Origin of the sequence: Kitasatospora sp. NPDC006697, from assembly GCF_042869935.1 — a bacterium.
Classification (GTDB): Bacteria; Actinomycetota; Actinomycetes; order Streptomycetales; family Streptomycetaceae; genus Kitasatospora.
In genome coordinates, this window is record NZ_JBIAGU010000010.1 from 59,579 (window position 1) to 81,604 (window position 22,026).

Below are 22,026 nucleotides of genomic sequence, written 5' to 3' on the forward strand. Positions count from 1 at the left end.
TCCCCTGCAACGATCGCGACCACTTCGGTAACGTTCCGCCACTTCCGGTTTCTGGTTCAGACCACTGGATGGCAACCTTTCGCCACCCCCAAGACCAGTAGGCCCGAAGGCGGTCCCCGTTGAAGTCCCGGCTCAGTGCTGCGCTCGTGACCAGTACCCTCCTGCTCTCCGGCTGCGGGACGCTAGGCATCGGCGGCAGCGGCACCGTCACCCTGAAGCTGGTCGCCGCCGACTACGGGGACACCCCCGCCAACAGCACCCAGCACTACTGGGACGACCTGGCACGGCGGTTCGAGGCCGCCAACCCCAAGGTCAAGGTCGACGTCCAGGTGATCAGCTGGACCGACATCGACGGCAAGGTCGCCGCCATGGTCAAGGCCGGCCACTCGCCGGACATCGTGCAGACCGGCGGCTTCGCCGACAAGGTCGCGGCCAACCAGCTCTACCCGGCCCGAGACGTGCTCTCGATGGACACCGAGGCGAACTTCCTGGACGTCTTCAACCGGGCCGGCGAGGTGCTGGGCACCCAGTACGGCATCCCGTTCGTCTCCTCCTCGCGGACCTTCTTCTACAACAAGGCGATCTTCGCCAAGGCCGGGATCAGCCAGCCGCCGGCCAGCTGGGCCGACCTCAAGGCGGACGCCGCGCTGATCAAGGCCAAGGTGCCCGGGGTCATCCCGTACGGGCTGCCGCTCGGGCCGGAGGAGGCCCAGGGCGAGTCGATGATCTGGACCATGAGCGGCGGCGGCGGGCTGACCGACGACGCCGGCGTCTACATCCTGGACAGCCAGCAGAACAAGGACACCTTCAGCTGGCTCAAGCAGAACCTGGTGGACCCCCGCCTCACCTACCCGGACCCCGGCGCGGTGGACCGCAAGACCGCCTTCAACGACTTCGTGGCCGGCAAGGTGGCGATGCTCAACGGCCACCCGTCGCTGGTCCAGATGGCCACCCAGGCGAAGATCGACTACGGCACCTCGGCGATCCCCCGCAAGGACCCGGCGGCCAAGCCCCGCACCCTCGGCGTGGCCGACTGGATGATGGCCTACAGCGCCAACGGCCACCGCCAGCAGATCCGGGACTTCCTCAACTTCGCCTACACCAAGGAGAACACGCTCGCCTTCGACGAGCAGTACAACCTGCTCCCGGTCACCCAGGACACCCTGGACGACATGACCCACAGCGGCAAGCACACCGACCTGGAGCCGTTCCTGAACGCGCTGCCGGCCGCCAGCTTCTACCCGCTGGGCGACCCGGCCTGGGACACCGTCAGCAGCAGGATCAAGACCGACGTCGGCAAGGCCGCCACCGGCGACCCGGCCCCGGTGCTGAGCGAGCTGCAGCAGTTCGCCGAGGAGGCCTCTAAGAAGGCCCGCGGCCAGTAGCCGGTCCGGCCCGCCGCCGGGTGACAATGGCCCGATGAGCGAGCTGACCGAGCGCGAGCGGGCCGTGCTGGCCCTGGAGGCCCGCGGCTGGCGCACCCAGGGTGCCAAGGAGCAGGCGGTCCGCGAGGAGCTGGGCATCTCCGCCACCCGGTACTACCAGCTGCTGAACGGACTGCTGGACCGGGAGGAGGCGCTGCGCCAGGACCCGGTGCTGGTGAACCGGCTGCGCCGGGTCCGGGAGGCCCGCCGCGCCGAGCGTTAGCGTCCGGTGGCCCTGGGTAGGTTGGCCGGCATGGACACTGTGCTGGAACCGACCACCCCCGCCGGCCGGGCGGGCCTGGCCGCACTGCTGGCCGACCCCGGGCGCGCGCTGCTCGCCTTCGACTTCGACGGCACGCTGGCGCCGATCGTCGCCGACCCCGAGCGGGCCGCCGCCCACCCCGGCGCGGCCGGCGCGCTGGCCGCGCTGGCGCCCCGGATCGGCACCCTCGCCGTGGTCACCGGGCGCCCGGCGGCCGCCGCCGTCCGGCTCGGCGGCTTCGCCGCCATGACCGGGCTGGACCGTCTGGTGGTGCTCGGCCACTACGGCGCCGAGCGCTGGGACGGCGCCACCGGCGAGCTGACCGCGCCCGCCGTCCACCCCGGGGTGGCCGCCGTCCGCGCCGAGCTGCCCGGGCTGCTCGCCGCGCTCGGCGCGCCCGAGGGCACCGCGGTGGAGGACAAGGAGCGCTCCCTCGCCGTGCACACCCGGCGCACCGCCGACCCGGACGCGGCGCTGGAGCTGCTGCGCGGCCCGCTGGCCGGGCTGGCCGCCGCGCACGGGCTGGCGGTGGAGCCCGGCCGGATGGTGGTCGAGCTGCGCCCGCCGGGCGTGGACAAGGGCGCCGCGCTCACCGGGCTGATCGCCGAGCGGTCGGCCGGGGCCGTGCTCTACGCCGGGGACGACCTGGGCGACCTGGCCGCCTTCGCGGCCGTCGAGCGGCTGCGGGCCGACGGCCTGCCGGGCCTGCTGGTGGCCAGCGGGCCGGTCACCGGCGAGGCGCCGGTGCGGGAGGTGGCCGACCGGGCCGACCTGGTGGTGGCCGGCCCGGCCGGGGTGGTCGGGCTGCTGGAGCGGCTGGCTCAGGAGCTCAGCGCCGCCAGCTGATCGAGGAACCACTGCTGCGGCGGCAGTGCGGTGGCCGCCGCGGCCAGCCGCTTGGTGCGCTCGGTGCGCTCGGCGGCCGGCAGGGTCAGCGCGCGGTGCAGCGCCTCGGCGGTGCCCAGCACGTCGTAGGGGTTGACCCCGATCGCGTCCTCGGCCAGCTCGGCCCAGGCGCCGGCCTCCCGGGAGAGCACCAGCGCGCAGCCGGCGTCGGAGACCACCGGGACCTCCTTGGCGACCAGGTTCATGCCGTCCCGGATCGGGTTGACCAGCGCCACGTCGGCCAGCCGGTAGGCGGCCAGCGAGCGGGCGAAGTCGTCCTCGACCTGGAGTATCAGCGGCTGCCAGCGCTCGGTGCCGAACTCGGCGTTGATCTCCTCGCTGAGCCGGCGCACCGCCGCGGTGTACTCGCGGTACTCGGCCAGGTCCTGCCGGGAGGGGTAGGCGAAGGCGATGTGCACCACCCGGTCGTGCCATTCGGGGCGGGTGCGCAGCAGGTGCCGGTAGGCCTGCAGGCCGCGGACGATGTTCTTGCTCAGCTCGGTGCGGTCCACCCGGACGACGGTCCTCCGCGGCCCGGAGTCCCCTTGGCCGACGGCCTCGCGCAGCCCGGCCAGCCGCTCCTCGACGTCCGGCCGGTGTGCCCGCTCGCGCAGGAACTCGGCGTCGGCACCCAGCGCGTGCACGCCCAGCCGGGTGGTCCGGCCGCGGTAGCCGACGGTGAGCGCGGCCCGGTCGACGGTGGCGTCCAGCACCCGCTCGCAGCAGTCGGCGAAGGCCTCGGCCCAGCGCCGGCTGTGGAAGCCGGCCCGGTCGGCGCCCAGCACGCCGGTGAGCACGGCCACCGCCCACTCGTCCGGCAGCAGCCGGAAGTAGTCGGCCGGCGCCCACGGGATGTGCAGGAAGTAGCCGATCCGCAGGTCGGGGCGGAGCTCCCGGAGCAGCTCGGGCACCAGGCTGAGGTGGTAGTCCTGCACCAGCACCGCCGCGCCCGGCGCGGCCTCGGCGGCCAGCGCCTCGGCGAAGGCCGCGTTGTAGGCCCGGAAGCCGGCCCACCGGTCGGCCGACTCCTGGTCGAAGGCGGGGGCGGTCGGGGTGTCGTAGAGCATGTGGTGGATGAACCAGAGGGTCGAGTTGGCCACGCCGTTGTAGGCCTGGTCGAACACCTCGGGGTCGATGTCCAGCATCCGTACGGCCTGCCCGCCGACGTCGAAGCCGGCCAGGTCCAGGCGCCCGTCCGGTGCGCTGCGGGCGGCCGCCCGGTCGGCGTCGCCGAGCGCGGCGCAGACCCAGACCGCGTTCGGATCGTCGATCGCGGACAGGCCGGAGACCAGTCCGCCGCCCCCGCGCCGCAGCGTCAGACTGCCGTCCGCCGCGGTGGAGAAGGAGACCGGGCCCCGGTTCGAGGCCACCAGGATGCGTGCGGTCGTTTGATCGGCCATATGACCAACCTTGCCGGGTACACCGCACGGCAAACCCGGACATTGGTCACACCCGGCCGGGCGTCCGAGGTCAGGAACGGTGCTCCCGGTACTCCGGCAGCTCGATCACCGGAGGGCGCTCCAGGGCCGTCACCGGGTGGCCGTGGGCGGTGAACTCCCTGGTCCGGGGGTCGCGGGAGAACTGGGTGAGGACCGGGCGGGCCAGGTCCTCGGCGGCCTTCAGCCGGTGGGTGCGGTCCAGCCGCTCCAGCGCGGTGCGGTAGATCGTGGCGGCCATCCGGCCCAGTGCCTGGCTGTCCTGGTGCCGGTGGTGCCGGACCCCGACGTCGACCTGGGCCAGCGCGTCCAGACCGACCAGGTCCAGCGCGTCCACCAGCAGGCCCAGCTCCACCCCGTAGCCGGTCGGGAACGGCAGCCGCTCCAGCAGCGAGCGGCGGGCGGCGTACTCCCCGCCGAGCGGCTGCACGAATCCGGCCAGCTGCGGCCAGTGCAGGTTGAGCAGCGGGCGGGCGACCAGCTCGGTGACCCGGCCGCCGCCGGCCGGCACCACGGCGCCCTCGGCCTCCAGCGGGCGGTCGTACATCGCCTTGACCAGCTCGATCCCGGGGTCGGTGAGCAGCGGGCCGACGATCCCGGAGACGAAGGCCGGGTCGAACTCGCGCAGGTCGGCGTCGATGAAGCAGACGATCGCGCCGGTGGTCGCCAGCAGCGAGCGCCAGAGCACCTCGCCCTTGCCCGGCACCGCGGGCAGCCGGGGCAGTATGGCGTCCCGGTGCACCACCCGGGCGCCGGCGGCCGCGGCCACCTCGGCGGTCCGGTCGGCCGAGCCGGAGTCCACCACCACCAGCTCGTCCACCAGCGGCACCCGCTCGACCAGCTCCCGGTGGATCACCTCGACGATCCCGCCGACCGTGGACTCCTCGTCCAGGGCGGGCAGTACCACGCTCACCGTGCCGGCCGCGCCGGCGGCCCGCTTGGCGGCCAGTACCTCCGCGAGCGGCCGGTCGGCCGCGGTCCATGACCTGCGGCGCAACCAGCTGGCGGCCTCCGGAAGCAGCTCCGGGCTCTGCTCGGCTGGCAAATCTGGCTCCTCGTCCTGGGCTCACTGAGCGGTCGGTCCCGTCTCGGGTGGCGGACGGGTGGCGGTCGGTACGGCCCCTTCGGTTACAGTCTTCGTACTGCGGTCAGACCTTCGCACACCGGGGTGGACCGCCGGAGAACACCGGCTTCGCAGCCGTACGACAACTTCACAGAGCTCATCCAGAGGGACTGAGGGAACGGCCCGTTGACGTCCCGGCAACCTTCTCGACCGGCCTTCGCGGGCCCCGGCGGGACAGGTGCCAATTCCGTCCTGTGGCGCGCCCGCGCCACGGGGAAGATGAGGAGAGAGGCCTCCGCCATCATGGCTACCGCTACCCCTGCCGCAGCGTCCTCGAACGACACCGTCTCCGTCGACCTCGGCCCCGCCGCAGCGCTGTCCTGTCGCGAGTGCGGCACGAGGTTCCCGCTCGGCCCCAGCTTCGCCTGTCTGGAGTGCTTCGGCCCGCTGGAGATCGCCTACGACTACAGCGGCTACGACGCGGCCGAGCTGCGCAAGCGGATCGAGGCCGGGCCGGCCTCGATCTGGCGCTACGCCCCGCTGCTGCCCGTCCCGGCGGACGTCGCGGGCAAGCCGAACCTGAACCCGGGCTGGACCCCGCTGATCAAGGCCGACCGGCTCGGCGCCGAGCTCGGCTTCACCGGCCAACTGCACATCAAGGACGACTCGGGCAACCCCACCCACTCCTTCAAGGACCGGGTGGTGGCCTGCGCGATCGAGGCCGCCCGCGCCTTCGAGTTCACCACCCTCTCCTGCTCCTCCACCGGCAACCTGGCCGGCGCGGTGGGCGCCGCGGCCGCCCGGGCCGGCTTCAAGTCCTGCGTCTTCATCCCGCACGACCTGGAGCAGCCCAAGATCGTCATGGCCGGGGTCTACGGCGGTGACCTGGTCGGCATCGAGGGCAACTACGACGACGTGAACCGGTTCTGCTCCGAGCTGATCGGCGATCCGGCCGGCGAGGGCTGGGGCTTCGTCAACGTCAACCTGCGGCCGTACTACGGCGAGGGCTCCAAGACCCTGGCCTTCGAGATCTGCGAGCAGCTGGGCTGGCGGCTGCCCGAGCAGATCGTCATCCCGATCGCCTCCGGCTCCCAGCTCACCAAGATCGACAAGGGCCTGCAGGAGCTGATCAAGCTCGGCCTGGTCGAGGACCGGCCGTACAAGGTCTTCGGCGCCCAGGCCACCGGCTGCTCGCCGGTCGCCACCGCCTTCAAGGACGGCCGGGACGTGATCCGCCCGGTCAAGCCGGACACCATCGCCAAGTCGCTGGCGATCGGCAACCCGGCCGACGGCCCGTACGTGCTGGACATCGCCCGGCGCACCGGCGGTGCGGTGGAGGACGTCACCGACGCCGAGGTGGTCGAGGCGATCAAGCTGCTGGCCCGGACCGAGGGCGTGTTCGCCGAGACGGCGGGCGGCGTGACCATCGGCGTGCTCAGGAAGTTGGTCGAGAGCGGGCAGCTGGACCCCTCGAAGGAGACCGTGGCGATCAACACCGGCGACGGCCTGAAGACCCTGGACGCGGTGGCCGGCACCGGCCTGACCGCGACCATCCGGCCGACCCTGGACTCCTTCCGGGCCGCCGGCCTCGGCTGAGCCCGCCACCCCCACCCCCCGATCACCCCGAACCACCAGGAGAGCCACCGATGAGCGCCACCGTCCGCATCCCCACCATCCTGCGCCCCTACACCGACGGCCGGTCCGAGGTGCCCGCGGAGGGCGCCACCCTGGCCGAGGTGATCGCCGACCTGGACCGCAACCACGCCGGCATCGGCGCCCGGGTGCTGGACGACACGGGTGCGCTGCGCCGGTTCGTCAACGTCTACGTCAACGACGACGACGTGCGGTTCGACGCCGGCCTCGCCACCGAGGTGAAGGACGGCGCGACCATCTCCATCATCCCCGCCGTGGCGGGCGGCTGCTGACGGCCCCTCAGGGCCTGCGCGGGGCGTCTTCCGGCCGATCGGGCCGGGCGGCGCCCCGCCGCCGTTTCCAGGTCGTGTCCGGGTCGTGTCCCGGTCGCGCCCTGGGCGGGTCCATGGCGCACCGCGGCAGGGCATAGGCTGTCGGTTGCCCGGACATCCCGCCCGCTGAGACATGGTTGCCCGGTGAGCGGCGGAACCATGTCCGCGACGCGTCAGAATTATTTGGACAATTCGCGGTATTCGTCCGCTATGTCCGAGGCGAATTGCCGAACTCTGTCGTATTCCTCCCTTCCTGTCCGTTGACCCGGCGCTTGATTTGGCGCTGAGTGGCCCTGTTGCTCAGGGCTCCGATCCGGATACATTCAGCCGCGGTCGACGCATCCGTCCGCACTCGGGACGCCAACTGGCAACTGGGAGCGGGCTGCTGCGGTATGCAGGGCCGTGCCCCGGGGGGACACCTTCGGCATGGTCCGCCAGACCCGGGCCCGCGACCAGCGGGCGCGTGAAGGGCCAGCACAGCACTAGGGGAGTTCGGAATGGCTCAGGGCACCGTCAAGTGGTTCAACGCGGAGAAGGGCTACGGCTTCATCGCGGTCGACGGTGGTGCGGACGTGTTCGTCCACTACAGCGCGATCCAGATGGACGGCTACCGCACCCTCGAGGAGGGCCAGCGGGTCGAGTTCGAGATCTCCCAGGGGCAGAAGGGCCCGCAGGCGGACATGGTCCGCGCGGCGGTCTGACCTTTCCGACCCTCGGAGTTATCGGCTCTCACCGAGCTGGTGGACCAAAAGCGGCCGAGCCCGCACCGACGCCCCGTCAGGGGCCGGGTGCGGGCTCGGCCGCTTTCCCGTCCCGGTCCCCCGGCGGGCGCGCGTTGGACCGGGGAGCTTGCACTCGCCACACCGGAGTGCTAATCATTGGCGTTAGCACTCACAGCTTGAGAGTGACAAACGGAACGGGTCGGTGAGGTCCCGGGACGCGGCAGGGGAAAGGACCCCCGCGCTCCAGGACCGTCCGTCGCGGGCGCCCCCGGTCCGAGCAGTCGACCGTGTCCTGGAGGACCACTTCCGATGGCCAAGATCATCGCGTTTGACGAGGAAGCTCGCCGCGGCCTTGAGCGCGGCATGAACCAGCTTGCCGACGCAGTCAAGGTGACGCTGGGCCCCAAGGGCCGCAACGTCGTCCTTGAGAAGAAGTGGGGCGCCCCCACGATCACCAACGACGGTGTCTCGATCGCCAAGGAGATCGAGCTCGAGGACCCGTACGAGAAGATCGGTGCCGAGCTCGTCAAGGAGGTCGCCAAGAAGACCGACGACGTCGCGGGTGACGGCACCACCACCGCCACCGTGCTCGCCCAGGCCCTGGTTCGCGAGGGTCTGCGCAACGTCGCCGCCGGCGCCAACCCGATGGCCCTCAAGCGCGGCATCGAGAAGGCCGTCTCCGCCGTCTCCGACCAGCTGCTGGCCCAGGCCCGCAACGTCGAGACCAAGGAGCAGATCGCGGCCACCGCGTCGATCTCCGCCGCCGACACCCAGATCGGCGAGCTGATCGCCGAGGCGATGGACAAGGTCGGCAAGGAAGGCGTCATCACCGTCGAGGAGAGCAACACCTTCGGTCTGGAGCTCGAGCTCACCGAGGGCATGCGCTTCGACAAGGGCTACATCTCGGCCTACTTCGCCACCGACCTGGAGCGGATGGAGGCGTCGTTCGACGACCCGTACATCCTGATCGCCAACTCCAAGATCGGCTCGGTCAAGGACCTGCTCCCGCTGCTGGAGAAGGTCATGCAGTCCGGCAAGCCGCTGCTGATCATCGCCGAGGACGTCGAGGGCGAGGCCCTGTCGACCCTGGTGGTCAACAAGATCCGCGGCACCTTCAAGTCCGTCGCCGTCAAGGCCCCGGGCTTCGGCGACCGCCGCAAGGCCATGCTGGGCGACATCGCCATCCTGACCGGCGGCACCGTGATCTCCGAGGAGGTCGGCCTCAAGCTCGAGAACGCGGGCCTGGACCTGCTGGGCACCGCCCGCAAGGTGGTCATCACCAAGGACGAGACCACCATCGTCGACGGTGGCGGCGACAGCGACCAGGTCGCGGGCCGGGTCAACCAGATCCGCGCCGAGATCGAGAACAGCGACTCGGACTACGACCGCGAGAAGCTCCAGGAGCGCCTCGCCAAGCTGGCCGGCGGCGTGGCCGTCATCAAGGCCGGCGCGGCCACCGAGGTCGAGCTCAAGGAGCGCAAGCACCGCATCGAGGACGCCGTGCGCAACGCCAAGGCGGCCGTCGAGGAGGGCATCGTCGCCGGCGGCGGCGTGGCCCTGCTGCAGGCCGGTGTCGCGTTCGACAAGCTGGAGCTCGAGGGCGACGAGGCCACCGGCGCCAACATCGTCAAGGTCGCGCTCGAGGCCCCGATCAAGCAGATCGCCACCAACGCCGGCCTCGAGGGCGGCGTCGTGGTGGAGAAGGTCCGCAACCTGCCCGCCGGCCACGGCCTGAACGCCGCGACCAACGAGTACGTGGACCTGGTCGCCGAGGGCATCATCGACCCGGCCAAGGTCACCCGCTCCGCGCTGCAGAACGCCGCCTCCATCGCGGCGCTCTTCCTCACCACCGAGGCCGTCATCGCCGACAAGCCGGAGAAGGCCGCCGCGGCCGCCGGCGGCGGCATGCCGGGCGGTGACATGGACTTCTGATCCTTCGTCGGAAGGATCGGCCGTTCCGCAGTCCGCGAGGGCGGCCTCCCCAAGGGGAGGCCGCCCTCGCGGCGTTCCGTCTCCTGGAGGACCCCTGATGACCGAGCTGGAAACCGCCCTGCACACCGCCCGCGCCGCGATCCTGGCCGATCTGACCGCGCGGGGGGTGACGGATCCCGCCGTGGTCTCGCTGGTGGAGGAGGCGGTGGTGCACCGGCGGTGGTGGGTGGAGCAGTGGCCGGGCGGGGTGGGGTTCGTGGTCGGGCTGGTGGCGCAGGACGTGCAGGACGGGCTGCTGGAGCAGTACGGGCGCTGGCCGATCTGCGGGGACTGCGAGCGGGCGGGGGAGGAGCTGCACGCGCTGTCGGTGGAGCCGGAGTTGGGGCCCGATCCGCAGTGGGTCTGCGGGCGGACGGCGGCGGTGGTGGCGCCGGTGGGGGAGCTGGGCCCGGTCTAGGGGGAGGGTCTTCCCCCCGGGCCGCCGTTCGGGGGTGTTTGTGTGCCAGGGGCTCGCGGGGGGGACCCGGGTTGTGGCAGGGTAGCTGATATGTCTAGACCAATTTTCGAAGTCATCGCGCTGACCGCGCAGGATGCCCAGGCCGCGCAGTCCGGCGGTGCCGACCGCCTCGAACTGGTCACCGACATGGCCGCCGACGGACTGACCCCCTCGGCGGCCGACTTCGCCGCGATCCGGGCCGCCGTCGACCTGCCGCTGCGGGTGATGCTGCGGATCCGGGACGGCTTCGCCCCGGGCGATCTGGACGAGCTGCGGCGGCGGGCCGCCGCGCTGCGGGCCGAGGGCGCCGAGGAGTTCGTCCTCGGCTTCCTCACCGCCGCGGGCGAGGTGGACCTGCCGGCCGTGCGGGCGGTCGCCGAGGCCGTCGAGGGCTGCCGCTGGACCTTCCACCGGGCGATCGACCACAGCGCCGACCGGTCCGCCGTGCGCGCCGCCGTGGCCGAGCTGCCCGGCCTGGACACCTTCCTCACCTCCGGCGCGGCCGCCGGGGTGGACGCCGGGCGCGAGGTGCTGGCCGGCGAGCTCGCCAAGGCCGGCGAGCCGGGCTACCGGCAGCGCATCCTGATCGGCGGCGGCCTGCGCGAGGAGCACCTGCCCGGGCTGCGGGCCGAGGGCTTCGACGCCTTCCACGTCGGCGGGGCGGTCCGCGAGGACGGCTGGAGCACCCCGGTGGACCCGGCCAAGGTGGCCCGCTGGCGGTCCCTGATCGACGGCTGACGCCCCGGGAGCTCCCACCGGGAGTCCCGGGGACGGCGCGGTCAGTCCAGCTCGGCCGGCAGCGGCTCGGCGTGCAGCACGGTCAGGCCGGAGACCGCACGGGTCAGCGCCACGTACAGCCGGCGCAGCCCGGTGCGCCGGTCCGGCTCGCCAGCCACCACGGCGGCCGGCTCGTCCAGCACCACGTAGTCGTACTCCAGGCCCTTGGCCAGCGAGGCCGGCACCAGGGTCAGCCGGGCCTCGGCGGTGGTCTCGGTGCCGGGGGTGAGATAGGCCAGCCCGGCCCGGTCCAGCGCCGCCGCCAGCTCCGGCAGCCGGGCGTCGGCCGCGATCAGGCCGGTCGAGCCCTCCCGCTCCAGCGCCTCCCGGCAGGCCAGCAGCACCCCCTCGGTCAGCTCGCCGGGCTCGGCCCGACGGATCGTCAGGGCGTCCTGCCCGGTGCGGATCGAGGTGGCCGGGGCCAGCCCGGGGGCGATCGCCGGCAGCAGCCGGGAGGCGTAGGAGATCACCTGCTCGGGCACCCGGAAGCCGGTGGTCAGCTCCTCCACGTGGGCGCCGTCCTTGCCCAGGTGGCGCAGCGCCTCCGGCCAGCTCGCGGTGGCCCACGGGGTGGTGCCCTGGGCCAGGTCGCCGAGCACCGTCGCCGAGCCGGTGGTGCAGCGCCGCCCGACCGCGCGGTACTGCATCGGGGAGAGGTCCTGGGCCTCGTCCAGCACCACGTGGCCGAGCGAGTGGGTGCGCTCCACCAGGTCGGCCGCCTCGTCCACCAGCACCGCGTCGGCGGCCGTCCAGGGCGCCGTCCTGACGGAGCGTCCGGGCTTGGGCCAGGCGATCGCGGCCTGCTCCTCGGGGGTCAGCACGCCCTCCGCGCAGCGGGCCAGGAACTCCGGGTCGCCGAGCAGCCGGAACACCAGCTTGGCCGGGTCCACGGCCGGCCAGCAGGCCTTCACCACGGCCTTCACCTCGCGGGAACGGGCCACCGCGTCCTGCACCCGGTCGTCCGGGGCCTCGCCGCCCTGCTCCATCTTCAGCAGCACGGTGTGCGCGATCCGCTGCGGCAGCGCGGCCATCGCGGCGCCGTAGCGGATGTCGCGGCCGCGCAGCTCCTCGATGATCTCCACCAGCTCGTGGGCCGGCACCCGCCAGCGGCGCGAGCCGCGGACCACCACGCAGGGCTCGGTGGGCAGCGTGATGCCGTCCCGCACGGCCCGGCGCAGCACCTCGGCCAGCCGGGCGTCGCCCTTGATCCGGGCGGCCTCGGCGCTGTCGGCGGCCCGCACCTCGACGTGCGCGACCAGCTCCTGCACGGTGGACTGGGCCACCTCCAGCTCGCCCAGGGCGGGCAGCACCTGCTCGATGTAGGAGAGGAAGGAGCTGTTGGGGCCGATCACCAGGGTGCCGGCCTTGGCCAGCCGCTCCCGGTGCGCGTAGAGCAGGTAGGCGACCCGGTGCAGGCCGACCGCGGTCTTCCCGGTGCCCGGGGCGCCCTGCACGCAGACCGTGCCGCCCAGGTCGGCGCGGACGATCTCGTCCTGCTCGGGCTGGATGGTGGCGACGATGTCGCGCATCGGGCCGACACGGGGCTTCTCGATCTCGGCCGCCAGCAGGGCGGAGGAGGTGGCCTGCTCGGCCGGGTCGCTGAGGTTCTCGTCCTCGTAGGCGGTCAGTTCGCCGCCGGTGTAGCCGAACCGCCGCCGCTTGGCGATGTCCATCGGCTCCTTGCGGCTGGCCTGGTAGAAGGTCTGGGAGACCGGGGCCCGCCAGTCGATCACCATCGGGTCGCCGCCCGCGTCGTGCACGTGCCGGCGGCCGATGTAGACCCGGTCCCCGCCGGCGCCCTCGGAGACGTCCTCGCCGATCGTGTGCAGGAAGTCCAGCCGGCCGAAGAAGAGCGGGGTGTGCAGCAGGTCGGCCAGGGCGGCGATCCGGCGCTGGATCTGGTCGTGCAGCACCTGCTGGGTGACCCAGGTGCCGGCCACGTCGGAGATGTCCAGCTGCTCGGCGTCCTCGCGCATCGCGCGCAGGGCCGCGCGGGAGTCGGCCAGGTGGTCCCGCTCGCGCTGCAGCGGGTCGGCGGCGGGGTCGGTGGTGGTGGGGGCGGCGGATTGCACGGCGAACCTTCCCGGCCGTGCCGTCCGGGCACGGCGGTCTCGTGGAGCTCACGGTGGTGGACGACCTGGCCGGTTGCCGAGCGGCCAGGACCTCGCGACAGCACGGGTCCGAGGGGGCAGACCGGACAGCTTAGACCCGCTCACGGTGCGCGGGCCAACCGATTACGCGGCGCCGCCGCCTAGGGGGAGACCCCTGCCCCGGTATGAGGGTCGCGTCAGCCGGGGGGATTACTTCGGTCCCGAAAGGTGCGGTCTTTGGGGTGATGTGCCCGGGCGGCCGGAAACCTACCGTGGATCCCATGAGCACCGTTCACCTGACGGCGCCCCCGGCAGCGGCCAAGACCCCCCGGGCGCGCACCAGCACCGAGAACCCGACCACCGAGCCGGCCGGCGCCACCATGGCCGACCGGCCCCGCAAGCGCCGCCCGCTGAGCACGGCGGTGCGCAACACCGGAATCCTGCTCGGCACCGCCGCGCGCGTGGTCTTCCTGGGCCGCGACGGTGTCGACAAGTACTAGGACGGCACGCCCTGGCTAGATGTCGTCCGCGTCGATGATCCGATAGGCGTACCCCTGCTCCGCCAGGAACCGCTGGCGGTGCGCCGCGAAGTCCTGGTCCACCGTGTCGCGGGCGACCACCGAGTAGAAGTGCGCCGAGTGCCCGTCCGCCTTCGGGCGCAGCACCCGGCCGAGCCGCTGGGCCTCCTCCTGGCGGGAGCCGAAGGTCCCGGAGACCTGGATCGCCACCGTGGCCTCCGGCAGGTCGATCGAGAAGTTCGCCACCTTGGAGACCACCAGCACGCTGATCTCCTTGCTGCGGAAGGCCTCGAAGAGCTTCTCGCGCTGGGCGTTGCTGGTCTCGCCCTTGATCACCGGGGCGTCCAGCGCCTCGCCGAGCTCGTCCAGCTGGTCGATGTACTGGCCGATGATCAGCGTCTGGTCGCCCTCGTGCTTGCGGACCAGGGCCTCCACCACCCGCTGCTTGGTGGCGGTGGTGGAGCAGTAGCGGTAGCGCTCCTCCGGCTCGGCGGTGGCGTAGGCCAGCCGCTCCGAGTCGGTCAGGGTGACCCGGACCTCGCAGCAGTCGGCGGGCGCGATGTAGCCCTGCGCCTCGATCTCCTTCCACGGCGCGTCGAACCGCTTGGGACCGATCAGGCTGAACACGTCGCCTTCCCGGCCGTCCTCGCGGACCAGGGTGGCGGTCAGGCCGAGGCGGCGGCGGGCCTGCAGGTCGGCGGTGAACTTGAAGACCGGCGCGGGCAGCAGGTGCACCTCGTCGTAGACCACCAGGCCCCAGTTGCGGGCGTCGAACAACTCCAGGTGGGCGTAGCTGCCCTTCCGCTTGGTGGTCATCACCTGGTAGGTGGCGATGGTGACCGGGCGGATCTCCTTCTTCGTCCCGCTGTACTCGCCGATCTCGTCCTCGGTCAGCGAGGTGCGCTTGACCAGCTCGTGCTTCCACTGCCGGGCCGAGACGGTGTTGGTGACCAGGATCAGCGTGGTCGACTTGGCCTCGGCCATCGCGGCCGCGCCGACCAGCGTCTTGCCGGCACCGCAGGGCAGCACCACCACGCCGCTGCCGCCGTGCCAGAAGCCCTCCACCGCCTGCTGCTGGTACGGGCGCAGCCGCCAGCCGTCCTCCCGCAGCTCGATCGGGTGCGCCTCGCCGTCCACGTAGCCGGCGTGGTCCTCGGCGGGCCAGCCCAGCTTCAGCAGCATCTGCTTGATCTGGCCGCGCTCCGAGGGGTGCACCACCACGGTGTCCGGCTCGACCCGGGCGCCGACCAGCGGGGCGATCTTCTTGGACTTCAGCACCTCCTCCAGCACCGGCCGGTCGGTGGTGGTCAGCACCAGCCCGTGCACCGGGTGCTTGAGCAGCTGCAGCCGGCCGTAGCGCGCCATGGTGTCGGCGATGTCCACGAGCAGGGCGTGCGGCACGGGGTAGCGCGAGTAGGTGACCAGCGCGTCCACCACCTGCTCGGCGTCGTGGCCGGCCGCGCGGGCGTTCCACAGGCCGAGCGGGGTGATCCGGTAGGTGTGCACGTGCTCGGGCGCGCGCTCCAGCTCGGCGAACGGCGCGATGACCCGGCGGCAGTCGGCGGCCTGGGGGTGGTCGATCTCAAGCAGCAGGGTCTTGTCGCTCTGGACGATCAAGCAGGACACGCATACCTCCGTGGTGGGGACCGCCCTCCATGGTCGCCCATCGCGGGGGCGAACGGAGCCGGGTGCCGGTCGGCGGCCGGAAAAGCAGGCGGGGGACGGTCCCTGAGGACCGTCCCCCGCACTACCGGGTCAAGCGGGATCAGCTGTGGCGCGGGGCGCGCTTGCGGTTGCCGACCAGCAGGGTGCCGCCGATCAGCAGGGCCGAGAGGCCGGCGAGCACGATGCCGCCCACGTTGGTGCCGGTGAAGGCGAGCGAGGTGGCCGGGGCGCCCGCGACCGGGGCGGCGCTCGGCGTGGCCGAGCCGCTGTCGGCGGCGAGGACGGCCGGGGCCGTGCTGGCGGACGCGGAGGCGGAGGCGACGCTCTGGACGGCGGCCGGGCTGCTGGCCGGGGCGCTGGTGTGCTGCGCGGGCTTACTGGTCTCAGCGGCCGGGGTGGTCGGCGCGGAGCTGCTGGGCGCCGGGGTGCTGGGCTTCGGGCTCTCCGGGGCGGAGGTGGTCGGAGCCGGGGTCGTCGGCGCCGGGGTGGTGGGGGCCGGGGTCGTCGGCGCGGGGCTGGTCGGCGCCGGGGTGGTCGGAGCCGGAGTCGTGGGCGCCGGGGTGGTGGGTGCGGGCGTCGTCGGCTTCGGGGTGGTCGGGGTGGGCGACGGCTTGGTCGGCGTCGGGGTGGGCGCCGACGGGGTGGGGGTCGGCGTGCTCGTGGCCGGGCACATGTGCGACAGGTTGAAGAACTTCACCGAGCCGCCGGTGACCACGGCGGTCGCCCCGGTCAGCTGGGCACCCGGGGCCGAGCCGACGTTGGCGTGCTTGTCGTCCGGCGGGCCGAACGAGGTGATGGTCCTGGTGCCGCCGGGCTGGAAGGTGACGGTCAGCGAGACGAAGTCGGTCGAGCTGCCCGGCAGCACGAAGTTCCAGCCGTCCTGGCTCGACGGGATGCCCGGGCAGTCCCCGCCGCCGCCCTTCGCCGTGATCGGCAGGTCCGAGGCCTGGTGGAACGGCGGCGAGTAGGTGCTGCCGGACGCGGCCTGGGCCGGGATGGCGGTGATGACACCGGAGACGAGGCCGACCGCGCCGACGGACAGCAGGGCGACTCTGGCAGGGCGGGTTATGCGCATCGGGAGACCACACTTCGTCGCGTCGGCCCAGCGGCCGGGAGTACTGGGAGCGAGACCCCGACGGCCGAGGGAGGCGACCGTGGGTCAAGCGGCTCAGCGTTCCGTGACGGTCAAAAGCGGGTCAAGTTCGAATGGTTGGGGTATGTCTTGATCTCGACCCTTGGGGGCCTTAAATCCGCCCTGACGATCCGGTCAATCTGGGCGCGCTGGACGCCGCTCGGCGAACGAGGGTTCACCTGACACAACGTGCCCTGAGAGTATGTCAGTTACACGGGTCCTCGAGTTCGCCTCGAGCTACCGGTGAGTCAGTCCGCCAGCCAGACATACGACGCGAACCGCCCGCTCGGATCGCTGCGGCGGTGCGAGAACAGCTCCGGGCTCTCGATCGTGCACCGGCCGTCCTGTCGAATTTCGGCCACTCCGGCCCGGGTCAGCTGCGCGGCGATCGCGGCCGGCAGGTCCAGCGCGGGGGTGCCCCAGGAGGTGGTGGACCAGGCCTCGGGCAGCTCCGCGGCGACCTCCGCGCGCATCGCGTCGGGCACCTCGTAGCAGCGCCCGCAGGCGGCCGGGCCGATCAGCGCGGTCATCCGGCCCGGCTCGGCACCCGCCCCGGCCGCCATCGCCGCCACCAGTGCCGCGGCGATCCCGGCCGTGGTCCCGGCCCGCCCCGAGTGCGCGGCGCCGACCACCCGGGCCACCGGGTCGGCCAGCAGCACCGCCGCGCAGTCCGCGCCGAGCGAGGCCAGCGCCAGCCCGGGCTCGGTGGTCCAGACGCCGTCCAGCGGCGGGGCGTCGGCGCCCCAGGGCCGGTCCACCCGGCGCACCTCGGCGCTGTGCACCTGGCGCATCCAGACCACCCGGTCCGCCGCCAGGCCCAGCTGATCGGCCGTCAGCTCGCGGTTGCGCAGCACGTTGGCGTAGTCGTCCGCGGTCGCCCCGCCCAGGTTGCGGCTGTCGAACGGCTCCGGGCTGACCCCGCCGGTGCGGTCGGTGACGGCGAAGCGGATGCCGGGGGCGAGGAGCTGAGGGTCCATGGGACCGAGAGTAGGCCCTAATCCTCCGCGAGTTCGGCCACGCCGGTGATCCGGTGCAGGGCGAACCGGGCCACCTTCTCCGCGTGGTGGTCGAAGGCGGTGACGAAGCCGCCCTCCACCTTGACCGGGTCGATCACCCGCTGGGTGGCCAGCCCCTCGGCGTTGATGTAGCCGATCCACATCCGCTCGCCGAGCAGCACCGCCGTCTGCAGCGCGGCCAGGGTGTCCGCGGCGGCGGTGCGCGGCAGCGGGGCGGCGGCCGGGCCGGTCACGGTCTCCCGGCGCTGCGCGGTGGCCGCGCGGTCGCCGGCCCGGATCGCCTTCACCGCGGCGGCCAGCAGCACCTCGTCCGGCGCGGCCGGGCCGTCGGCGACCGGGGCGGGCGCGGTGCGCGGCGGGGTGCGGTGGCTGTCCGGGCGGGTGATCACCAGATCGCCGTCGGCGGACTCGGCGGCCGGCGCGTAGCCCATCGAGCGCAGCACCGCGAGCACGGTGTCCGGGGCCGACTGGGCGGCCAGCACGGTCGGCGCGAGCATCCGCAGCCGCAGCTCGGCGGCCCGCCGGTCGGCCTGCACCTCGGCGAGCAGCGCCGGGTCGTCGCAGCGCAGGTAGGCGGAGGCGGCGCCGACCCGCAGCACGCCGTGCCGCCGGGCCACGTCGTCCACCAGGTAGGCCAGCGGCTGCGGGACGCCGGTGCGGGAGTGCCGCTCCAGGAAGGCGTGCAGGTCGGCGGCGGTGCGGCCGGCGTCCAGCGCCCGGCGGATCGATTCGCCGGTGAACCGGTAGACGGTCGCGCCGCCCTTGGACTCGATCTCGGCGCAGAGCGCCAGCGCCTGGGCCAGCGGGGTGAGCAGCGGCCCGGGTGCGATCGCGGTCAGGTCGGGCTGCAGGATCACGTGGTCCAGCGGCTCGGGCAGCAGCGGCGCGAGCACCGGCGCCGGGTCCTGGCCGGCCAGCAGCGCCCGGCCGGCCGCGCCGAGCGCGCCGCGCCCGGTGACGCCGAGCAGCTCGGCCTCGGCCAGGGTGAAGCCGGTGAGCTGGCTGCGCAGGTCGCGCCCGTCCGGGCCGACCGCGCCGCCGCGCAGCGGGCGGTACCAGCGCTGCACCGGCAGCAGGCCCTCGGCGCCGGCCACCGCGCCCGGCGGCAGGTCGGCGAGCAGGCTGAGCACGGCCCGGCGGGTGGCGGGGGCGAGCACCCGGTCCAGCTCGGGGCCGAGCGGGGCGCGGGCCTTGCCCTTGCCGTCCGGCGTGCCGACCAGCCCGGCCACCCGGGTGGCGGCCAGCCAGGCGCGCGCCAGCACCGTCCAGCGGTCGGCGGTGGGCTGCTGCAGCCACAGGTCGTAGGCCGGGGTGGGCGCCCAGAGCTCGCCCGCGTCGCCGCCGTCCGGGGCGATCAGCCCGGCGCCGTAGGCGAGTTCCAGCCAGAAGGCGGTGTGCTGCTCGGGGCAGTCCACAGCGGCCGCGGTGCGCTTGAGGTCGCGCACGCCCAGCCCGCCGGCCCGCAGCGCGGGCGGCGGCTGCAGGCCCCAGAGGTCGAGCAGCTCCTCGACGGTGCGCACGGCGGTGTGCGCCTGGCCGGCCGCCGCGTTGTCCACAGCCTGTGGATCGCGCTCGGCCGCGGGCACCAGCGGCGGCGGGCCCGGGTGCACCGCCTTGTGGCTGCGGCCGCCGCGCAGGTGTAGCGCCAGCTCGCGGGGGAGCACCACGGTGCCGGGGCCGGAGGGCAGCAGCAGGCCGCGGGCCAGCAGCCACTCGATCGGGCTGCGGGCCTGCTCGGCGGTGACCGGGCGGGCCGCGTCCGGCACGGTGCCGGTGGGCGGGCCCCAGACCAGCTTCTCCAGCACCCCGAGCGCGGCCGGCGGCGCCTCGGCGAGCAGCGCGGCGCACCGCTTGCGGTCGCCCAGCAGGGCGGTCAGTGCGGCGACGGCGGTCACCGGGTCGGGGGTGCCGGGCAGCCCGGCGCCCTGCAGCAGCTGCTGCAACCGGGCCGGGGACATGCCCAGGGTGGCCTCGGCCAGGGTCGGGCCGAGCCCGGTGCCGCCCGGCGCGGTCGCCGTCGGGGCCAGCGCCTCGCGCACCGCGATCACCAGGTGCAGGCCGCTGTCCGGCCCCCAGAGCAGCGCCCGCTCCCGCAGCGCGGCCAGCGCACCGGGCAGCGCGGCGAGCACGGCGGCACGGTCCACGGGCTCGGCGTCGGGGTGCGGCTTGGCCCCGCGCGCGGGGCCGGCCAGCAGGTCGCGGACCACCGTGTCCGGGGTGCCGCCGGTGGAGTCGCCCGGCGCGGCCGCCAGCGCCTCGGCGACCTGCAGCGTGAAGGTGTCCAGCCGCTCGAGCGCGCGCAGCGCGGAGGCCCGGCCGGAGAGCCGGGCGGACAGCTGGGTCAGGTCGGTCGGCACCGGGTTGAGCAGATCGGGGCGCAGCCGCAGCAGCGTGGCGAGCTGGTCGTCACCGCTCGCGCGCAGCTCGTCGGCGAGGGTGCGGGCCCTGGCCCGGCCGTGGTGTCCGTTCGGCTCGGTGGTCATCCGATCCAGAGTAGTCGTCGGATCCGGCGAGTGGGACGCCCGTGCGCGGCCGGTCTGCGGGTGACGCGGGATCAGGGGGCGGGGTCGCTGCCCGGCGGGGCGGGACGGCGGGGGAGGGGCCGGCGCAGGCGATGGCGGCTGGCGGGCGGGTGGGCAGGCCCGCGCTTTCGGCCGCGTGCGGGTGCCGGGAGGGGGCGAGCCTCGGCGTTGCTGAGGCGCACTCCGGCTGCTCGGGCTCTCGGGCTCTCGGCCTCACGGCCTCACGGCCTCACCCCGGGCCTTCAGCAGGGGTGAGGCCGTGAGGCCCTCCGATCCAGCGGGAATCGCCGGGCAGCCCCCTGGCGGGGCTCGCACGGGTGCCCGCCAATCGGTAGCGTCAGCGGACGGCGGGGCCTGGAGCGCGGAACAGGGTGGCGGCGATGGCGGGAGAGCAGTCGGGCGGACGGCCCGCGGACGGTGGGTCGGCGGGCGGCGAGGGGCCGGCGCTGACCGGGGGGCTCTCGGGCGCCGAGTGGTGGCGCACCGACGGGCCCTGGCAGGAGGAGCCGGCGGAGCCCTTCGACGGGAGCGTGTACACCCCCGCGCCCGAAGCACACCCGACACCCGTGCCACAGGTCCCGGCCGTGCCCCCGAAGCCGCGGCACCCCCCGGACCGCCCGGCCCAGCCGCCGGCGCCCGCGGTCGACTGGTCGGCGGGGCGCTCGCCCGCGGCCGCCGCCTTCCCCGGCTGGGACTCGGTGGTGATCGACTTCGACCCGGAGGACGACTCCGAGGAGGTCGGCGATCCGCTGGTCAAGCGGAGGCCGAGGGCGCTGCCGGAGCAGCGGGCCGCCGAGGCGGAGGCGGACGAGGAGGAGGTCCCGGCCGAGGAGGCCGTCGAGCGCCCCGGTTTCCTGACCGGCCGTCGGCCCTCGCCGCTGCTGCTGCTCGCCGCGGCGGTGCTGGTCGGCGGTGCGATCAGCGGGCTGGTCCTGGTGCTGTTGATCGGCTGGGCGCTGGCCTACCTCTCCAAGGCGCTGAGCGACCTCACCAAGAAGTTCGCCGTCTTCGGCATCCCGCTGGTCACCATGACGCTGTCCAGCCTCTGGGTCTGGGGCCGGGCCCAGGACCGCTGGGGCACCCCGCTGGCCAAGGGCGGCACGGCCGGCCACGCGCTGCTGATCGCCGCCCCTGGCGTGCTGCGGATCGCGGGGGCGCTCACGGCGCTCTTCATCACGGTGGTGGCGATGCGGCGCCGCAGGCAACCGGTCGAGTGATCAGCGGCGCAGTGCGGTGGTGTAGCGGACCGCGGTGCGCTTGGTGAGGCCGCCGTCGGGTCCGGCCAGCCGGGCCAGTTCGGCGAGTGCGGCGGTCCGGGCGCGGTCCAGCTGTTCGGCCGGGACGGCCTCCAGGGCGGCCCGCCAGTCGCCGGTGCGCTGCTCGCGCCACCAGCTGTGGGCGTCGGGGTAGTGGCTGACCGCGTCGTGCTGCTCGCTGCGCACCTCGCCGAAGCCGCACCGCAGCAGCAGTTCGGCCGCCTCCTCGGGCGAGCCGCCGAGCGCGTTGCGCCGGGCCGCGCCGCCTGGTCGCAGTCCGGCCGCCCACGGCGGGAGGAAGGCGCCGAGGGCCGCGCCGGGCCGGTCCCAGCCGGGGGAATCGGCGCCGAAGGCGGTGAAGCCGAGCCGCCCGCCGGGCGCCAGCACCCGGTGCAGCGAGGCCAGTGCGGCCGCCGGGTCGGGGGTGGCGACCAGCGCGGCGGAGGAGAGCGCCACGTCGAAGGAGGCGTCCGGGAAGTCCAGCGCCCGCACGTCGCCCAGCTCGACCCGGACGTTGCGCAGCCCCCGCCCGGCGGCCGTCGCGCCGGTGGCCCGGACCGTCCCGGGGACCGGGTCCACCCCCGTCACCGCGCCGCGCGGCCCGACCTCGGCGAGCGCGGCGAAGAGCACGGCACCCCGGCCGCACCCCACGTCCAGCACCCGGTCGCCGGGCCGCAGCCCGGCCAGTCCGGCGAGCCGGGCGCCGACCGGGTTGGCCGAGGCGCCGGCCTCCTCGGCGGCGGACGGTAAGACGTGCACGGTGGTCCACTGGGGCCGTCCGGGCCCGGCCGACGGGCCGGCGGGTGACTCACCGCTGAGCTGAGCGTTCGTCATGGCGTCATCGTGGTCCGGTGTGTCGCCCGTCA

The 22,026-nt window shown here is 74.0% G+C and carries 19 protein-coding genes and 1 riboswitch; of the genes, 11 read left to right on the top strand and 8 right to left on the bottom strand.

Annotation, left to right across the window (positions count from 1 at the left end; genetic code table 11):
- Window positions 1-146: 146 nt before the first annotated feature.
- Genes ACFYNO_RS15955 through otsB form a run of 3 tightly spaced genes read left to right on the top strand, consistent with a single transcriptional unit; the run spans window position 147 to window position 2,532 of the window.
- Window positions 147-1,385, top strand: a complete 1,239-nt coding sequence (locus tag ACFYNO_RS15955; RefSeq protein WP_388011572.1) for an extracellular solute-binding protein — start codon at window positions 147-149, stop codon at window positions 1,383-1,385.
- Window positions 1,386-1,419: 34 nt separating this feature from the next.
- Window positions 1,420-1,647 (top strand): DUF3263 domain-containing protein, encoded by a 228-nt coding sequence (locus tag ACFYNO_RS15960; protein ID WP_388011574.1) that lies wholly within the window; start codon window positions 1,420-1,422, stop codon window positions 1,645-1,647.
- A gap of 30 nt (window positions 1,648-1,677) precedes the next feature.
- Window positions 1,678-2,532 carry a trehalose-phosphatase gene (otsB, locus tag ACFYNO_RS15965; protein ID WP_388011576.1) on the top strand — a complete coding sequence of 285 codons (855 nt, stop codon included), beginning with the start codon at window positions 1,678-1,680 and terminating at the stop codon, window positions 2,530-2,532.
- On the opposite strand, the gene ACFYNO_RS15970 is transcribed toward otsB, so the two are convergent.
- Together ACFYNO_RS15970 and ACFYNO_RS15975 are read right to left on the bottom strand one after the other, a co-directional pair.
- Entirely contained in the window at window positions 2,508-3,971 is a 1,464-nt protein-coding gene (locus ACFYNO_RS15970) for a trehalose-6-phosphate synthase (RefSeq protein WP_388011578.1), read from the bottom strand. The genes otsB and ACFYNO_RS15970 overlap by 25 nt on opposite strands.
- A gap of 70 nt (window positions 3,972-4,041) precedes the next feature.
- On the bottom strand, window positions 4,042-5,028 hold the full coding sequence (locus ACFYNO_RS15975) for a glucosyl-3-phosphoglycerate synthase (RefSeq protein ID WP_388011918.1): 987 nt from the start codon (window positions 5,026-5,028) through the stop codon (window positions 4,042-4,044).
- Window positions 5,029-5,224: 196 nt separating this feature from the next.
- A riboswitch (SAM riboswitch) is annotated at window positions 5,225-5,356 on the top strand.
- 17 nt (window positions 5,357-5,373) lie between these two features.
- Here ACFYNO_RS15975 and thrC point away from each other — a divergent pair.
- The 6 genes from thrC to ACFYNO_RS16005 all read left to right on the top strand — a co-directional run bounded on the left by thrC (window position 5,374) and on the right by ACFYNO_RS16005 (window position 10,922).
- On the top strand, window positions 5,374-6,666 hold the full coding sequence (gene thrC / locus ACFYNO_RS15980; protein ID WP_388011580.1) for a threonine synthase: 1,293 nt from the start codon (window positions 5,374-5,376) through the stop codon (window positions 6,664-6,666).
- A 50-nt stretch (window positions 6,667-6,716) separates the two neighbouring features.
- Complete coding sequence (locus ACFYNO_RS15985; RefSeq protein WP_388011582.1) at window positions 6,717-6,995, top strand: MoaD/ThiS family protein; 279 nt, start codon at window positions 6,717-6,719, stop codon at window positions 6,993-6,995.
- A gap of 536 nt (window positions 6,996-7,531) precedes the next feature.
- Window positions 7,532-7,735 carry a cold-shock protein gene (locus ACFYNO_RS15990; RefSeq protein ID WP_030289665.1) on the top strand — a complete coding sequence of 68 codons (204 nt, stop codon included), beginning with the start codon at window positions 7,532-7,534 and terminating at the stop codon, window positions 7,733-7,735.
- Window positions 7,736-8,065: 330 nt separating this feature from the next.
- Complete coding sequence (gene groL / locus ACFYNO_RS15995) at window positions 8,066-9,688, top strand: chaperonin GroEL (protein WP_388011584.1); 1,623 nt, start codon at window positions 8,066-8,068, stop codon at window positions 9,686-9,688.
- Window positions 9,689-9,785: 97 nt separating this feature from the next.
- Window positions 9,786-10,145, top strand: a complete 360-nt coding sequence (locus ACFYNO_RS16000) for a hypothetical protein (RefSeq protein ID WP_388011586.1) — start codon at window positions 9,786-9,788, stop codon at window positions 10,143-10,145.
- Between the two features lie 90 nt (window positions 10,146-10,235).
- Window positions 10,236-10,922, top strand: a complete 687-nt coding sequence (locus tag ACFYNO_RS16005) for a copper homeostasis protein CutC (protein ID WP_388011588.1) — start codon at window positions 10,236-10,238, stop codon at window positions 10,920-10,922.
- Window positions 10,923-10,963: 41 nt separating this feature from the next.
- Here the strand turns inward: ACFYNO_RS16005 and ACFYNO_RS16010 are convergent, their stop codons facing one another.
- Window positions 10,964-13,033 (bottom strand): HelD family protein, encoded by a 2,070-nt coding sequence (locus ACFYNO_RS16010; protein WP_388011590.1) that lies wholly within the window; start codon window positions 13,031-13,033, stop codon window positions 10,964-10,966.
- Window positions 13,034-13,332: 299 nt separating this feature from the next.
- Here ACFYNO_RS16010 and ACFYNO_RS16015 point away from each other — a divergent pair, with 299 nt between their 5' ends.
- A complete protein-coding gene (locus ACFYNO_RS16015; RefSeq protein WP_388011592.1) occupies window positions 13,333-13,551 on the top strand; it encodes a hypothetical protein in 219 nt (72 codons plus the stop codon).
- 15 nt (window positions 13,552-13,566) lie between these two features.
- Here the strand turns inward: ACFYNO_RS16015 and ACFYNO_RS16020 are convergent, their stop codons facing one another.
- The 4 genes from ACFYNO_RS16020 to ACFYNO_RS16035 all read right to left on the bottom strand — a co-directional run bounded on the left by ACFYNO_RS16020 (window position 13,567) and on the right by ACFYNO_RS16035 (window position 19,865).
- Complete coding sequence (locus tag ACFYNO_RS16020; protein WP_388011594.1) at window positions 13,567-15,195, bottom strand: DNA repair helicase XPB; 1,629 nt, start codon at window positions 15,193-15,195, stop codon at window positions 13,567-13,569.
- 139 nt (window positions 15,196-15,334) lie between these two features.
- Window positions 15,335-16,309 (bottom strand): hypothetical protein, encoded by a 975-nt coding sequence (locus ACFYNO_RS16025; protein ID WP_388011596.1) that lies wholly within the window; start codon window positions 16,307-16,309, stop codon window positions 15,335-15,337.
- Window positions 16,310-16,614: 305 nt separating this feature from the next.
- Window positions 16,615-17,343, bottom strand: a complete 729-nt coding sequence (pgeF, locus tag ACFYNO_RS16030; protein ID WP_388011598.1) for a peptidoglycan editing factor PgeF — start codon at window positions 17,341-17,343, stop codon at window positions 16,615-16,617.
- A gap of 17 nt (window positions 17,344-17,360) precedes the next feature.
- The gene (locus ACFYNO_RS16035) at window positions 17,361-19,865 is read right to left on the bottom strand and encodes a helicase-associated domain-containing protein (RefSeq protein ID WP_388011600.1); all 2,505 of its coding nucleotides are present in this window, start codon (window positions 19,863-19,865) and stop codon (window positions 17,361-17,363) included.
- A gap of 419 nt (window positions 19,866-20,284) precedes the next feature.
- Between ACFYNO_RS16035 and ACFYNO_RS16040 the strand changes: the two genes are divergently transcribed.
- The gene (locus ACFYNO_RS16040; RefSeq protein ID WP_388011602.1) at window positions 20,285-21,121 is read left to right on the top strand and encodes a hypothetical protein; all 837 of its coding nucleotides are present in this window, start codon (window positions 20,285-20,287) and stop codon (window positions 21,119-21,121) included.
- On the opposite strand, the gene ACFYNO_RS16045 is transcribed toward ACFYNO_RS16040, so the two are convergent.
- Window positions 21,122-21,994: a class I SAM-dependent methyltransferase gene (locus tag ACFYNO_RS16045; protein WP_388011604.1), complete on the bottom strand. Its 873-nt coding sequence runs from the start codon at window positions 21,992-21,994 to the stop codon at window positions 21,122-21,124. It lies immediately after the preceding gene.
- Window positions 21,995-22,026 lie beyond the last annotated feature (32 nt).